We start from the raw sequence: 14,547 nt of genomic DNA, 5'->3' as shown, positions 1-14,547 counted from the left end.
CACCGCAATTCGCGGGCAAGCGCGCTCCTACAGGTCTGTGTCCAGCGATAAGCCTGCATCCGACCCTGACCTGTCGCCAACCCGGCTGTCGCGGGAACGCATTTGCCCATGAATTGCGTTGTGCCAGACGTTTCAGCTCTGAATGCTCTACTGCAGGGGGCGGCGCATTCGATGTGGGTGAGGCGCCACAACAGCCACGACTGGCGAAGATCAGTGTAGGAGCGCGCTTGCCCGCGAATGCGTTTTCTCAGACGCTACTTGCCTGAATGACCCACCGCGATTCGCGGGCAAGCGCGCTCCTACAGGTCGGTGTCCGGCGATGAACCTGCATTCCTAACAGGTCGATGTCCGGCGATGAACCTGCATTCCTAACAGGTCGGTGTCCGGCGACAATCTGCATTCCTGCAGGGCATCGCCCGGGGGCAGTTTGTGTCCAGCCTTGATGTCCGGCTAACCCGGCTATTACTCATTAACCAAAAACCGACTACGGCTCGAATTCGAACGATTCCAGGTGAAAGCCCTGTTCATCGATCCGAAGCAGCCATCCTTCGCGGTCCCAGTCACCCAGCACGATGCGTTGGGCTGTAGTGCCGTCGAGCTGCACGTCATGAACCGCAGGCCGGTGGGTGTGGCCGTGGATCAGCGTCTGTACCCCGGATTCGGCCATCACGCGCACGACCTCGTCGGGCGTGACATCAACAATGTCGTTGGCCTTCATCCGCGTCTGCGCACGGCTTTCGCTGCGCAGTTTGCGGGCCAACTTGTGCCGCGTACTCAACGGCAGATGCCGGAGCACCCACAGCGTCAGCGGATGCCGCAGGTAGCGGCGCATGCGCATGTAGGCCTCGTCCCGCGTACACAGGCTGTCGCCGTGCATCAGTAACACCGGTTCGCCATTGAAATTTACGACGCTCGGGTCCTTGAGCAAGGTGCAGCCGGCCGCTTTGCAAAACGCCTTGCCGATCATGAAGTCGCGATTGCCATGCATCAGAAAGACTTTCGTGCCGCTGTCGCTCAATGTGCGCAATGCCTGGCAGATGGAGCGCTGAAACGGCGACATGGCGTCGTCACCGATCCAGGCCTCGAAAAAATCCCCGAGAATATAAAGTGATTCGGCGGTGCGTGCGCGCCCGGCCAGCAGACCGAGAAACGCCCGGGTGATGTCCGGGCGTCCTTCTTCAAGGTGAAGGTCGGAGATCAGCAATATCACTCAACGATCTCGGCTTTCTCGATGATTACGTCTTCAGCCGGCACGTCTTGATGTCCCGCCTTGGACGTAGTGGCGACGCCCTTGATCTTATCGACCACATCAGTGCCTTCCACCACCTCGCCGAACACCGCATAGCCCCAGCCCTGTACGGTTTTGCCCGTGTGGTTGAGAAAGCTGTTGTCGGCGACGTTGATGAAGAACTGCGCGGAGGCTGAATGCGGCTCCATGGTGCGGGCCATGGACACCGAGTACTTCTTGTTCGGCAGGCCGTTGTCGGCTTCGTTCTGGATGCTCGGACGCTTGTCTTTTTTCTCTTTCATGCCCGGCTCGAAGCCGCCGCCCTGGATCATGAAATTGCCAATCACGCGGTGAAAGACCGTGTTCTCGTAGTGGCCGGCCTTGACGTATTCGAGGAAGTTGGCAACGGTCAGCGGGGCCTTGTCAGCGTTCAATTGCAGAACGATTTCACCGTGATTGGTGGTCAGCTTTACTTTCGACATGTGTCAGCTCGCTCTTTGAAGTCGTGGTGGGAGGTGGTGAGCGCAGAACCGGGCGCACGTCGTGACGGGCCACAGTTGCAGGTTCACCCCAGGCGTGTAGTTTACAGAGGCTAGCCGCAGGACGGGTAGTTGCGATTGAACGGCCGTGGCAACCGGCCTCAAGCCCATCTCCGCAGTTTTGTCACGGCGCGCTGTCAGGGGCTTGACAGCTTCGGCTATGATAGGCGCTTTGATTTAACCGGCCTTCCTGGCCGCGACCCGTACAAGGATCCTATGAGCAAGCCCACTCAAGACGCCGCTGCGAACTCCAAGGCAGGCCCTGCAATTCCAACCAACTTCCTGCGCCCGATCGTGCAGGCTGACCTGGATTCGGGCAAGCACACCCAGATCGTGACCCGCTTCCCGCCGGAGCCCAATGGCTACCTGCACATCGGTCATGCCAAGTCGATCTGCGTCAACTTTGGTCTGGCTCAGGAATTCGGCGGCGTGACGCATCTGCGCTTCGACGACACCAACCCGGCGAAGGAAGACCAGGAGTACATCGACGCGATCGAAAGCGACGTCAAATGGCTGGGCTTCGAGTGGTCCGGCGAAGTGCGCTATGCCTCGCAATACTTCGACCAGCTGTACGCCTGGGCGGTCAATCTGATCGAGGCGGGCAAGGCCTACGTCGACGACCTGACCCCCGAACAGGCTCGCGAATACCGCGGCACGTTGACCGAACCCGGCAAGAACAGCCCGTTCCGCGAGCGCAGCGTCGAGGAAAACCTTGACCTGTTCAGCCGCATGAAAGCCGGCGAGTTCGAAGACGGCGCTCGTGTCCTGCGCGCGAAAATCGACATGGCTTCGCCGAACATGAACCTGCGCGATCCGATCCTCTACCGTATTCGCCACGCTCACCACCACCAGACCGGTGACAAGTGGTGCATCTACCCGATCTACGATTTCACCCACGGTCAGTCGGATGCCATCGAAGGCATTACCCATTCGATCTGCACCCTGGAGTTCGAGAGCCATCGCCCGCTTTACGAGTGGTTCCTCGACAACCTGCCGGTGCCGTGCAAGCCGCGCCAGTACGAGTTCTCGCGCCTGAACCTGAACTACACCATCACCAGCAAGCGCAAGCTCAAGCAGCTGGTCGATGAAAAACACGTGCACGGCTGGGACGACCCGCGCATGTCGACGCTGTCGGGCTTCCGCCGTCGCGGTTACACCCCGGCGTCGATCCGCAATTTCTGCGAAATGATCGGCACCAACCGCTCCGACGGTGTGGTCGACTTCGGCATGCTGGAATTCAGCATCCGTCAGGACCTGGACCACAACGCCCCGCGCGCCATGTGTGTGCTGCGACCGTTGAAGGTTGTCATCACCAACTACCCGGAAGGCAAGGTCGATCACCTCGAACTGCCGCGTCACCCGCAGAAGGAGGAGCTGGGCGTGCGCAAGCTGCCGTTCTCCCGCGAGATCTACATCGACCGCGACGATTTCATGGAAGAGCCGCCCAAGGGCTACAAGCGTCTGGAACCGAACGGCGAAGTGCGCCTGCGTGGCAGCTATGTGATTCGCGCCGACGAAGCCATCAAGGACGCCGACGGCAACATCGTCGAACTGCGCTGCTCCTACGACCCGGAAACCCTGGGCAAGAACCCTGAAGGCCGCAAGGTCAAAGGCGTCGTGCATTGGGTTCCGGCAGCCGAAAGCATCGAATGCGAAGTGCGTCTGTACGACCGCCTGTTCCTGTCGGCCAACCCCGAGAAAGCAGAAGAGGGCAAGACCTTCCTGGACAACATCAACCCGGGCTCGCTGCAGGTCCTGACCGGTTGTCGTGCCGAACCGTCGCTGGCTGATGCTCAGCCGGAAGACCGTTTCCAGTTCGAACGCGAAGGTTATTTCTGCGCGGACCTGAAGGACTCGAAACCCGGTCATCCGGTGTTTAACCGGACTGTGACGCTCCGCGATTCGTGGAGCTAAGGTAGGCAACGTGCTTTCTATCTACAACACGCTCAGCAAGAGCAAAGAAGTCTTCAAGCCGCTGGATGGCAACAAGGTGCGCATGTACGTCTGCGGCATGACCGTGTACGACTATTGCCACCTTGGCCACGGCCGCAGCATGGTGGCCTTCGATCTGGTGACTCGCTGGCTGCGTTTCAGCGGCTACGACCTGACCTATGTGCGCAACATCACCGACATCGACGACAAGATCATCAATCGCGCCCGTGAAAACGGCGAAGCGTTCGATGCCCTGACCGCGCGCATGATCGACGCGATGCACGAGGACGAAGCGCGGCTGAACATCCTCAAGCCGGACATGGAACCGCGCGCCACCGATTACATCGGCGGCATGCATGACATGATCCAGAGCCTGATCGACAAGGGTTACGCTTACGCGCCGGGCAACGGTGACGTGTACTACCGCGTCGGCAAATTCCTCGGTTACGGCAAGCTGTCACGCAAGAAAATCGAAGATTTGCGCATCGGCGCCCGGATCGAGGTGGACGAAGCCAAGGACGATCCACTGGACTTTGTCCTCTGGAAGGGCGTCAAACCGGGCGAGCCCAGCTGGGAATCGCCGTGGGGGGCCGGGCGTCCGGGCTGGCACATTGAGTGCTCGGTGATGTCCACCTGCTGCCTCGGTGAGACGTTCGACATTCATGGCGGCGGCAGCGATCTCGAATTTCCGCACCATGAAAACGAGATTGCCCAGAGCGAAGCCGCGACCGGCAAGACGTACGCCAATGCCTGGATGCACTGCGGCATGATCCGCATCAATGGCGAGAAGATGTCCAAGTCCTTGAACAACTTCTTCACCATTCGCGATGTGCTGGATAAATATCATCCGGAAGTCGTGCGGTACTTGCTGGTGTCGAGCCACTACCGCAGCGCGATCAACTATTCCGAAGACAGCCTGAAAGAATCCAAAGGTGCGCTGGAGCGGTTCTACCACGCGCTGAAGGGGCTTCCGGTCGCTGAGCCCGCAGGCGGCGAAGCATTCGTCGAGCGCTTTTCTGCAGCCATGAACGACGACTTTGGCACGCCGGAAGCCTGTGCCGTGTTGTTTGAAATGGTCCGCGAGATCAACCGTCTGCGCGACAGCGATGTCAACGCAGCGGCAGGTCTGGCAGCGAGGCTGAAAGAGCTGGCGAGCGTATTGGGTGTGTTGCAGCTGGAAGCCGATGACTTCCTGCGCGCCGGCGCGGAGGGGCGTGTCGACGCTGCCGAAGTCGAAGCCCTGATCGCCGCCCGCCTGCAAGCGCGTGCGGACAAGAACTGGGCTGAATCCGACCGCATCCGCGACCAGCTCACCGCCATGGGCGTCGTGCTGGAAGACGGCAAGGGCGGGACGACCTGGCGTCTGGCGGACTGATCGGCCGCGTAAACGGTTTATGTGGGAGCGAGCTTGCTCGCGAAAGCAGGCTTTCTGCCGCTGAATACTTAGCGGCTGTACCAGCCTCTTCGCGAGCAAACTCGCTCCCACCGTTCATACGCCAGCAGATGCATTTGCCGTGATTCTTCCCGCTCTTCGCGGAAAGGATCAGAGTGGCGAAGTTCAGCTGGCACAGATGATCTTGACGTCTGGTGACCTGCAGCTTTCCGCGTTCAGTCGCTTCAGGCCAGCACTGCCAGTGACGTGTACTTGGCAACCATCGCGTCTGAGGTAATAAGTTTCATGGGTTCTGTAATGGCAGCCGCAACGATCAGCCTGTCGAAAGGGTCGCGGTGGTGATGTTCCAGATCTTTGACCGCAATGGCATGTTCCACGCTGACAGGAAGTTCGATGAAGCCGCTGTCCTGGCAGTATTCGCGAATCTCCTCTAGATCGGCCGTCAGCTTCCCTAGCCCGATCTTTATCGACATCTCCCAAAACGTAGCTGCACTGATATAAACCTCAGTAGCGGTTTCAATCAGTTTTTTTGCTTTGGGAGAGAGCCTCGGGTCGTCTGTCAGAGCCCACAGAAGAATATGAGTATCCAGCAGTATCCTCATGAGCGACCGCCTTCGAAATCATCAAGCACCGCGTCAGAAAGCGGTGCATCGAAGTCGTCGGGTAGTTGAAGAATACCTTTCATAGCACCGATGCGTTTACCGGTGGGCCGCCCGATCGGAACCAGGCGTGCCATGGCGCGGCCATGTTTAGCGATCGTGATGGTCTGGCCTGCTGCGGCGTCATCCACCAGTTTTGACAGATTGTCTTTGGCCTCGCCTAGGGGAACGATGATCATGACGGATGCTCACTGGAAATATTGGCCAAATATAGCCATATATTCATTCTCGACCAAGCCGCCGTTACAATTCTGTGCGGGTCGTTCTCCGCTCTGCTCGGGAATGCATCGTCTGACGCTCCGCATCACGTTTGCTGTCCAGCGCACGGACGATTGGATATTGGAACTGTAGGAGCCGGCTTGCTGGCGAATGCGATGAATCACCCATGGAGTGATCCACTGACCCACCGTTTTCGCCAGCAAGCCGGCTCCTACAGGGCTCTGTGTTTCGCCAGCAAGTCGGCATTCGCAGGGGCTGAGTTTCGCCGCAATATGTCAGCCGGGCTCAGGCTAAAACCCCTGTTCCCGCAGCCGCTTGTACAGCGTATTGCGGCTGACCCCCAGTTGCTTGGCCAGCTGCGAGATGTTCCCGCCCGCCGCCTGCAGCAACTCGTTCAGCTCTTCCGGCGTGTCCAGCGCGGCCTTGCGGTTGAACGCTGTTTCGGGCTCGACGCTCTCGCAACCTATCGCCAGATCAGCGAAAAAGTCCTCCGGCAGATGCTCCGTGGAAATCGGCTGATCGTCGGCCAGCGCCAACGCCACCTGAATCACGTTGCTCAACTGGCGCAAATTACCCGGCCATGGATGACGTTCGAACAGCTCCATTACCTGCGGCTCGAAACCTGCCGTTTGTTGAGGTTCGCGGTGCTGTTCCCAGATGGCAAGCACCAGCCCGGCCTTGTCACTGCGCTCACGCAGCGGCGGCAATTCCAGGTTCAGCCCGCTGATGCGGTAGTAAAGATCCTGCCGAAACCGCCCGTTCTGAACATGTTCACGCAATGAGCAGTGGGTGGCGGAAATCACCCGGATGTCCACCGGATAAAGCTCGCTGCTACCCACCGGCTGCACGCAACGCTCCTGCAAAACACGCAGCAAGCGCGCCTGAACCGCCAGCGGCATGTCGCCTATTTCATCCAGAAACAGCGTGCCCTTGTCGGCCTTGCGGATCAGTCCGATGCTGCCTTTGTGGTGAGCGCCGGTGAACGCACCTTTTTCATAGCCAAACAGCTCGGCCTCGACCAGCTCCGACGGAATCGCCGCGCAGTTGACCGCCACCAACGGCTGATCGGCTCGCGAGCTGGCGCGGTGCAGGGCTTTGACGAACACTTCTTTCCCCACACCCGTCTCGCCCAGGACAAGCAGCGGCACGTTCTTCTCCAGCAACCGCTGACCCTGACGGGCGGCTTTCTCCACACGCTCATCTGCAGCGCAGAGCGCCACCGACGTGGGAACGGAAGCCCGCGCAGTAACAGGTACGGCCCGAAGCTTGAGAACAGGCGCCTTGGGCCTTTTCAGCACGCAATGAAAGCGGTTATGGCCCAGCGCCTGTAGCGGGAAGGGCTGGCCTTCGACCTGATCCAGCAAATGTTCAATGGGCGCCTTGAACAGGTTCTCGATATGGGCGTTCAACAAGCTGACCCCCAGGAGATTGTCAGCGCGTCGATTTGCGCACAGCACCCGGCCGCTTTCATCGAACACCAGCAACCCTGCCCACTGGCTGTCCAGATTGTTGAGGCCGGTATTGAAAATGAGCTGGAAATAGCCGTCCTGAAACTGGTCGAGGATCAGTCGGTTTTCGATGGTCTGGCTCATCATCTTCACCATCCCAAGGGTATGGGAAGGCGGCAGGAAGCTGTCGCTGGACACATCGAGCACCGCAATCATCCGTCGCGACGCATCGAAAATCGGTGCGGCAGAACCGGTCATGAAGCGGTTGGCTTTCAGAAAGTGTTCATCGTGTTCAATGTGAACAGCCTGTTCACAGGCAAGCGCAGTACCGATGGCATTGGTGCCAGCCCCTTGCTCCAGCCAGCTGGCGCCTGCGACGAAGCCCGGTTGCTGGTCCGGCTCGACGAAGCGTTTATTGCCCCAGGAGTTGAGCACCTGGCCTTGTTGATCCGCAAGCAGGATCAGGCAATTGGAATTGCTCAGAATGTTCTCGTAAAACGGCAGCACTTGCTGGTGGGTGGTTTGCACCAGCGAATGGTGACGTTCCAGCAGTTGCGACACTTGCTGTTCGGGCAGACGGCCGAAGGAGGGGCGTGACTGGTGGTCAAGGCCGAACTCGCGGCAGCGGGCCCACGAATCCTGAATGATGGTGTCGTGGCTGGGGGATGCGCCTGGTGTGGCCATTGAATGGCTCCGTCCGAGTACTTCTTATTGTTGTCGAGATGCCGGTTGGGCGGAGCATCCCTGCTCGAAAACGTCCACCCATTGTTGTTCAGGATTGTTCAAAGTCAACGTTCATTTTGTTCAAGTGTTCAGCCTTTGCTGTTCATTTAAGTTCGCCTGTGAACGCCCCTCCATGCGAATCAGCAGCATAACCGCTCTGGCACGGGCTTTTCAGCGCTTGGGCTGAGCGTGCAGCGGATTGGCACGATTGTCGCTATCCAACAAGCGGTCGGCGAATGTCACGACCCGCCGCAAGGCAAAACACGCAACACCCCGAACAAAACAAATAAAAAGGGCACGCCATGTCTCTCACGCTTGAGCACGTCAGCCGCGCAGTCGACGGTCAGATCTGGATCGACGATGCGTCGCTGAGCTTCGAACCCGGCTCATTCAATGTATTGCTGGGGCGCACCTTATCAGGCAAAACCAGCCTGATGCGCTTGATGGCCGGTCTGGACAAACCAGACAGCGGCCGGGTACTGATGAATGGCAAAGATGTCACCCATGTCGCGGTGCGTCATCGCAATGTTTCGATGGTTTATCAGCAGTTCATCAACTATCCGAGCATGACCGTCTACGACAACATCGCCTCGCCACTGCGCCAGGCCAAGATGTCGAAAGAGGAAATTGACCGACGCGTGCGGGAAACCGCCAAGATGCTGCGCATCGAGAAATTTCTCCCTCGTTACCCCCTTGAGCTGTCCGGCGGCCAGCAACAGCGCACCGCCATGGCGCGGGCACTGGTCAAGGACGCTGAATTGATTCTGTTTGACGAGCCTCTCGTCAACCTCGACTACAAATTGCGTGAAGAACTGCGGCAGGAGATGCGCCAGCTGTTCGAGACGCGCAACACCATTGCTATCTACGCCACCACCGAGCCGAACGAAGCGCTGGCGCTGGGCGGTACCACGACGATTCTGCATGAAGGCCGGCTGATCCAGAGCGGCAGAACACCCGAGGTGTATCACCAGCCGAAAACCGTGCTGGCCGCCGAATTGTTCTCCGAGCCACCGATCAACCTGATGCCGGGTCGCATTGAAGGCAACGAAGTCAGCTTCGCCAACTTTGCTCACTTCCCGCTGAACGTTGACCTGCGCCGCATCGGCGATGGCGACTACCGCTTCGGCGTGCGCCCGAGCCATCTGAGTCTGGTGCCCTCCAACGACGACGACCTCGAACTGGCAGTGACCGTCGAGCTCGCCGAGATCAGCGGCTCTGAAACATTCCTGCACGTGCGCAACGAGCATTTCTCGCTGGTGCTGCATTTGCCGGGCGTTCACGAATACGACGTGGACACGCCGATTCGCGTGTACATCCCGACTCACAAACTGTTCGTATTCGATCAGCAGGGCGGCCTTATCCAGGCGCCGGGCCTGCGCATGGCGAGGGTTGCCTGATGGCCGAGATCCGCTTGCAACAACTCGCACACAGTTACAGCGCCCACCCGTCAGGTCCTGAAGACTACGCGATCCGTGAAATGACCCACATCTGGGAGCAGGGCGGTGCTTACGCTTTGCTCGGCCCGTCCGGCTGTGGCAAATCGACCCTGCTCAACATCATCTCCGGTCTGCTCAGCCCGTCTGAAGGCAAGGTGATGTTCGACGAGACGGTGGTCAACGACATGTCGCCGGAGGAGCGCAACATCGCTCAGGTTTTCCAGTTCCCGGTGGTCTACGACACCATGACGGTGTACGACAACCTTGCGTTTCCTCTGCGCAATCAGGGCATGCCTGAAGCCAAGGTCAAGATCAAGGTGCATGAAATCGCCGATGTCCTGGACCTGCAGCCGCTGTTGAAGAAGAAAGCCAAGGGCCTCACCGCTGACGAAAAACAGAAAGTGTCGATGGGTCGCGGCCTGGTTCGCGATGACGTGTCGGCAATTCTGTTCGACGAACCGCTGACCGTAATTGACCCGCACCTGAAGTGGAAGCTGCGCCGCAAGCTCAAGCAGATTCACGAGCAGTTCAACATCACCATGGTTTACGTCACTCACGATCAGCTGGAGGCATCGACCTTCGCCGACAAGATTGCAGTGATGTACGGCGGTCAGATCGTGCAGTTCGGCACGCCTCGCGAGCTGTTCGAAAAACCGCATCACACCTTCGTCGGTTACTTCATCGGCAGCCCCGGCATGAACCTCATTGAGGTCAAGCCTGAGGTGGGCGGTGTGGGTTTCGGCGGCATTCATCTGCCTCTGTCCGACGCTTTGCAGCAGCGGCTGGCCGCGACTCAGTGGAGCACCTTGAAAGTCGGGATTCGTCCCGAATTCGTGCATGTCTGGGACGGACCCGTTGACGACGCCATGCAGGCTGAAGTGACCTACGTCGAGGATTTGGGGACCTACAAGATCCTCACCCTCAACCTGGCCGGCCAGCTGTTGAAAGTGCGCATGCAGGAAGACAAGCCGGTGCCCCAGGGCCAGGCATGGATCAGTTTCCCTGCGCAGTGGCTGATGCTGTACGCCGATGAATTTTTGCTGGAGGCCGCTACCCAACCAGTGCCGGCCGGCGAGGTGCCCCATGAGTAAAGTGCAGAACAACAAAGCCTGGTGGCTGGTCCTGCCGGTGTTCCTGCTGGTGGCGTTCAGCGCCATTATTCCGATGATGACCGTGGTCAACTATTCGGTGCAGGACATCTTCGATCAGTCCAGCCGCTACTTCGTCGGCGCCGACTGGTTCCGCCAGGTGCTGCAGGATCCGCGGCTGCACGATTCGCTGCTGCGCCAGTTCATCTACTCCGGCTGCGTACTGCTGATCGAAATCCCGCTGGGCATCGCCATTGCGCTGACCATGCCGACCAAGGGTCGCTGGTCTTCACTCTGTCTGATCGTGATGACCATCCCGCTGCTGATTCCCTTCAACGTGGTCGGGACCATCTGGCAGATCTTCGGCCGTGGTGACATTGGTCTGCTCGGCTGGATCCTCAATGATGTGCTGGGCATCAGCTACAACTACGCGGCCAACGCGTCGGACGCCTGGGTGACCGTGCTGGTCATCGATGTCTGGCACTGGACCTCGCTGGTGGCATTGCTGTGCTACTCGGGTCTGCGCGCCATTCCGGATGTGTACTACCAGGCCGCGCGTATCGATCGGGCGTCCAACTGGGCCGTGTTCCGTCACATCCAGTTGCCGAAGATGAAGAGCGTGCTGTTGATCGCGGTGATGCTGCGCTTCATGGACAGCTTCATGATCTACACCGAGCCGTTCGTGCTCACCGGTGGCGGTCCAGGCAACTCGACGACCTTCCTCAGCCAGACCCTGACGACCATGGCCCTCGGCCAGTTCGACCTGGGGCCTGCGGCGGCGTTCTCGCTGGTGTATTTCCTGATCATTCTGTTGGTCTCGTGGGTGTTCTACACCGCCATGACCCACAGCGAAAAGAACTGAGGCACGCCCATGAACAAGCGCGAAAAAGTGTCGTTCAAAAAGCTCATTCCGCTGTGGATCTACCTGCTGTTTCTGCTGGTGCCGATCTACTGGCTGGTCAACATGTCTTTCAAGACCAACACCGAAATCCTCGGCGGGCTGACCCTGTTCCCCCGGGACTTCACGTTGGCGAATTACAAGGTCATCTTCACCGACGAAAGCTGGTACAGCGGGTACATCAACTCGCTGTACTACGTCTGCCTGAATATGGTGATATCGCTGAGTGTCGCATTGCCAGCGGCCTACGCGTTTTCACGCTATCGTTTCCTCGGCGACAAGCACCTGTTCTTCTGGCTGCTGACCAACCGGATGGCGCCGCCAGCGGTTTTCCTGCTGCCTTTCTTCCAGCTGTACTCGTCCATCGGCCTGTTCGACACGCACATTGCGGTAGCGTTGGCGCACTGTTTGTTCAACGTACCGCTGGCGGTGTGGATCCTTGAAGGCTTCATGTCCGGTGTTCCGAAGGAAATTGACGAAACCGCCTACATTGACGGCTATAGCTTTCCCAAGTTCTTCGGCAAGATTTTCATTCCGCTGATTGGCTCGGGCATCGGTGTGACTGCGTTTTTCTGCTTCATGTTCTCGTGGGTCGAGTTGTTGCTGGCGCGTACGCTGACCTCGGTCAACGCCAAGCCGATCGCGGCGGTCATGACGCGTACCGTTTCGGCATCAGGTATCGATTGGGGGGTGCTGGCAGCGGCGGGGGTGTTGACCATCCTGCCGGGCATGCTGGTGATCTGGTTCGTTCGTAATCACGTGGTCAAGGGCTTTGCTCTTGGTCGTGTCTGAGGAGTCGAAAAATGGAGTGGATGTCCTGGACCCTGCCGACTGCTATTTTCTTCGCGTCCATCGCTGCGATTCTGGTGGCGATGACCGCGTGGGAACTGCGCTCGGCGAGCATTGAACGTCGCGGGTTTTTGCCGATTGCCACCACGCGAGGCGATCGTTTGTTCATCGGCCTGCTCGGCAGCGCCTATCTGCACCTGCTGGTGATTGGCGCGACCAGCTGGAATATCTGGGTCGCCTCCGGGCTGTCCCTGGTGTGGCTGTTGGTGGTGATGCGTTGGGGTTGAGAAGGCTTTAGCGAAGGTTGAAACGCGGGATCACATAAGAATCAACACAAGAGGTGTCTATGTTCAATAAGAAAAACAAGCTGCGACATAGTGTGACGGTAGCAACGATGGTGATGCTCAGTGGCTTGAGCGTTTCGGCCTGGGCCGACCAGTACGAGGATGCCGCCAAGAAATGGGCCTCCAGCGAATTCAAACCGACCACGCTGTCCGATGCCGACCAGCTCAAGGAGCTGGAGTGGTTCATCAAGGCGGCCGAGCCGTTCCGTGGCATGGACATCAAGGTGGTTTCCGAAACCTTGACCACCCACGAATATGAATCCAAAACCCTGGCCAAGGCGTTCACTGAAATCACCGGCATCAAGGTCACCCACGACCTGTTGCAGGAAGGTGATGTGATCGAGAAGCTGCAGACTGCCATGCAGTCCAACCAAAGTATCTATGACGGCTGGGTGAACGACTCCGACCTGATTGGTACTCACTTCCGCTACGGCAAAGCGATGTCTCTGACAGACCTGATGGCGAGCGCCGAGGGGTCGAAAGTCACTTCCCCTACGCTTGACCTCAAGGACTTCATTGGTACGTCTTTCACCACCGCGCCAGACGGCAAGCTTTATCAGCTGCCCGACCAGCAGTTCGCCAACCTCTACTGGTTCCGCGCCGACTGGTTCGACCGTGCTGACCTGAAAGAGAAGTTCAAGGCCAAATACGGCTACGAGCTGGGCGTCCCGGTCAACTGGTCGGCCTATGAAGACATTGCCAAGTTCTTCAGCGAGGACGTCAAGGAACTGGACGGCAAGAAAGTCTACGGCCACATGGATTACGGCAAGAAAGATCCATCCCTGGGCTGGCGCTTCACTGACGCCTGGTTCTCCATGGCCGGCAGCGGCGACAAGGGCCTGCCCAACGGTCTGCCCGTGGACGAGTGGGGTATTCGCGTAGAAGCCTGCCACCCGGTCGGTTCAAGCATCACCCGCGGCGGCGACACCAACGGCCCGGCCGCTGTGTATGCCACCCAGAAGTACATCGACTGGCTTAAGGCCTACGCGCCGCCTGAAGCTGCAGGCATGACCTTCTCCGAGTCCGGCCCGGTGCCGTCCCAGGGTAACGTCGCGCAGCAGATCTTCTGGTACACCGCCTTCACCGCCGACATGACCAAGCCTGGTCTGCCGGTCATGAACGCCGACGGCACGCCGAAATGGCGGATGGCGCCATCGCCAAAAGGTCCTTACTGGAAAGAGGGCATGAAGCTGGGTTATCAGGACGTGGGCTCCTGGACCTTCCTCAAGTCCACCGAAGAGAAGAAGCGCCTTGCGGCCTGGCTCTACGCGCAATTCGTAACGTCGAAGTCGGTTTCGCTGAAGAAAACTATCGTGGGCCTGACGCCGATTCGTGAATCGGACATCAACTCCAAAGAGATGACGGCCCTGGCGCCGAAGCTCGGTGGTCTGGTCGAGTTCTATCGCAGCCCGGCCCGCGTGCAGTGGTCGCCGACCGGCACCAACGTACCGGACTATCCGAAGCTGGCTCAGCTGTGGTGGAGCCATGTGGCTGAGGCCGTTACCGGCGAGAAAACCGCCCAGGCGGCTCTCGACGGTCTGGCCAAGGATCAGGATGCAATCATGACCCGCATCGAGCGCTCCAAGGTTCAGGATGCCAGCGGTTGCGCACCGAAGATGAACCCGGAAACCTCGGCTGAGGAGTGGTACACCAAGGCAGAGAAGAGCAACGGTGCGTTCCTGGCGCCGCAACGCAAGCTGGCCAACGAGAAGCCGAAGGGCGAAACCATCGCTTACTCCGACCTCTTGAAGAGCTGGGAAGCGGGCAAGAAATAAGCTGGCTGGAGAGACTTCCGGCGAATAAAAAACGGCACCCTCGGGTGCCGTTTTTCATTGGTGCGCTTTGCTGCGC

General features: G+C 58.9%; 13 protein-coding genes. 8 read left to right on the top strand and 5 right to left on the bottom strand.

The window, feature by feature from the left end; translation table 11 throughout:
• Positions 1-484: 484 nt before the first annotated feature.
• Positions 485-1,210: a UDP-2,3-diacylglucosamine diphosphatase gene (locus LT42_RS13070; RefSeq protein ID WP_037013671.1), complete on the bottom strand. Its 726-nt coding sequence runs from the start codon at positions 1,208-1,210 to the stop codon at positions 485-487.
• Positions 1,207-1,710 (bottom strand): peptidylprolyl isomerase, encoded by a 504-nt coding sequence (locus LT42_RS13065; protein ID WP_037013664.1) that lies wholly within the window; start codon positions 1,708-1,710, stop codon positions 1,207-1,209. The genes LT42_RS13070 and LT42_RS13065 overlap by 4 nt, the downstream gene beginning before the upstream one ends.
• A gap of 273 nt (positions 1,711-1,983) precedes the next feature.
• Here LT42_RS13065 and LT42_RS13060 point away from each other — a divergent pair, with 273 nt between their 5' ends.
• Both LT42_RS13060 and cysS read left to right on the top strand, forming a co-directional pair.
• The gene (locus tag LT42_RS13060) at positions 1,984-3,681 is read left to right on the top strand and encodes a glutamine--tRNA ligase/YqeY domain fusion protein (RefSeq protein WP_037013663.1); all 1,698 of its coding nucleotides are present in this window, start codon (positions 1,984-1,986) and stop codon (positions 3,679-3,681) included.
• 10 nt (positions 3,682-3,691) lie between these two features.
• A complete protein-coding gene (gene cysS / locus LT42_RS13055; RefSeq protein WP_037013662.1) occupies positions 3,692-5,074 on the top strand; it encodes a cysteine--tRNA ligase in 1,383 nt (460 codons plus the stop codon).
• Positions 5,075-5,316: 242 nt separating this feature from the next.
• Here the strand turns inward: cysS and LT42_RS13050 are convergent, their stop codons facing one another.
• The 3 genes from LT42_RS13050 to LT42_RS13040 all read right to left on the bottom strand — a co-directional run bounded on the left by LT42_RS13050 (position 5,317) and on the right by LT42_RS13040 (position 8,102).
• Positions 5,317-5,694 (bottom strand): type II toxin-antitoxin system VapC family toxin, encoded by a 378-nt coding sequence (locus LT42_RS13050; RefSeq protein WP_037013660.1) that lies wholly within the window; start codon positions 5,692-5,694, stop codon positions 5,317-5,319.
• Entirely contained in the window at positions 5,691-5,930 is a 240-nt protein-coding gene (locus tag LT42_RS13045) for a type II toxin-antitoxin system Phd/YefM family antitoxin (RefSeq protein WP_037013658.1), read from the bottom strand. The genes LT42_RS13050 and LT42_RS13045 overlap by 4 nt, the downstream gene beginning before the upstream one ends.
• A gap of 330 nt (positions 5,931-6,260) precedes the next feature.
• On the bottom strand, positions 6,261-8,102 hold the full coding sequence (locus LT42_RS13040; RefSeq protein WP_037013657.1) for a sigma-54-dependent Fis family transcriptional regulator: 1,842 nt from the start codon (positions 8,100-8,102) through the stop codon (positions 6,261-6,263).
• A gap of 341 nt (positions 8,103-8,443) precedes the next feature.
• On the opposite strand from LT42_RS13040, the gene LT42_RS13035 reads away from it, so the two are divergent.
• The 6 genes from LT42_RS13035 to LT42_RS13010 are packed head-to-tail and all read left to right on the top strand — an operon-like array spanning position 8,444 to position 14,471.
• On the top strand, positions 8,444-9,538 hold the full coding sequence (locus LT42_RS13035) for an ABC transporter ATP-binding protein (RefSeq protein ID WP_037013655.1): 1,095 nt from the start codon (positions 8,444-8,446) through the stop codon (positions 9,536-9,538).
• Positions 9,538-10,668 carry an ABC transporter ATP-binding protein gene (locus LT42_RS13030; RefSeq protein WP_037013654.1) on the top strand — a complete coding sequence of 377 codons (1,131 nt, stop codon included), beginning with the start codon at positions 9,538-9,540 and terminating at the stop codon, positions 10,666-10,668. Before LT42_RS13035 ends, LT42_RS13030 begins: the two co-directional genes overlap by 1 nt.
• Positions 10,661-11,527: a carbohydrate ABC transporter permease gene (locus LT42_RS13025; protein WP_037013653.1), complete on the top strand. Its 867-nt coding sequence runs from the start codon at positions 10,661-10,663 to the stop codon at positions 11,525-11,527. The genes LT42_RS13030 and LT42_RS13025 overlap by 8 nt, the downstream gene beginning before the upstream one ends.
• Before the next feature lie 27 nt (positions 11,528-11,554).
• The gene (locus LT42_RS13020; RefSeq protein WP_037017234.1) at positions 11,555-12,355 is read left to right on the top strand and encodes a carbohydrate ABC transporter permease; all 801 of its coding nucleotides are present in this window, start codon (positions 11,555-11,557) and stop codon (positions 12,353-12,355) included.
• Positions 12,356-12,366: 11 nt separating this feature from the next.
• Positions 12,367-12,639: a DUF2160 domain-containing protein gene (locus LT42_RS13015; protein WP_037013651.1), complete on the top strand. Its 273-nt coding sequence runs from the start codon at positions 12,367-12,369 to the stop codon at positions 12,637-12,639.
• Positions 12,640-12,698: 59 nt separating this feature from the next.
• The gene (locus LT42_RS13010) at positions 12,699-14,471 is read left to right on the top strand and encodes an ABC transporter substrate-binding protein (RefSeq protein WP_037013648.1); all 1,773 of its coding nucleotides are present in this window, start codon (positions 12,699-12,701) and stop codon (positions 14,469-14,471) included.
• Positions 14,472-14,547: the final 76 nt, after the last annotated feature.

This window comes from Pseudomonas lutea, assembly GCF_000759445.1.
Classification (GTDB): domain Bacteria; phylum Pseudomonadota; class Gammaproteobacteria; order Pseudomonadales; family Pseudomonadaceae; genus Aquipseudomonas; species Aquipseudomonas lutea.
This window is presented reverse-complemented; position numbering and strand designations above follow the sequence as displayed.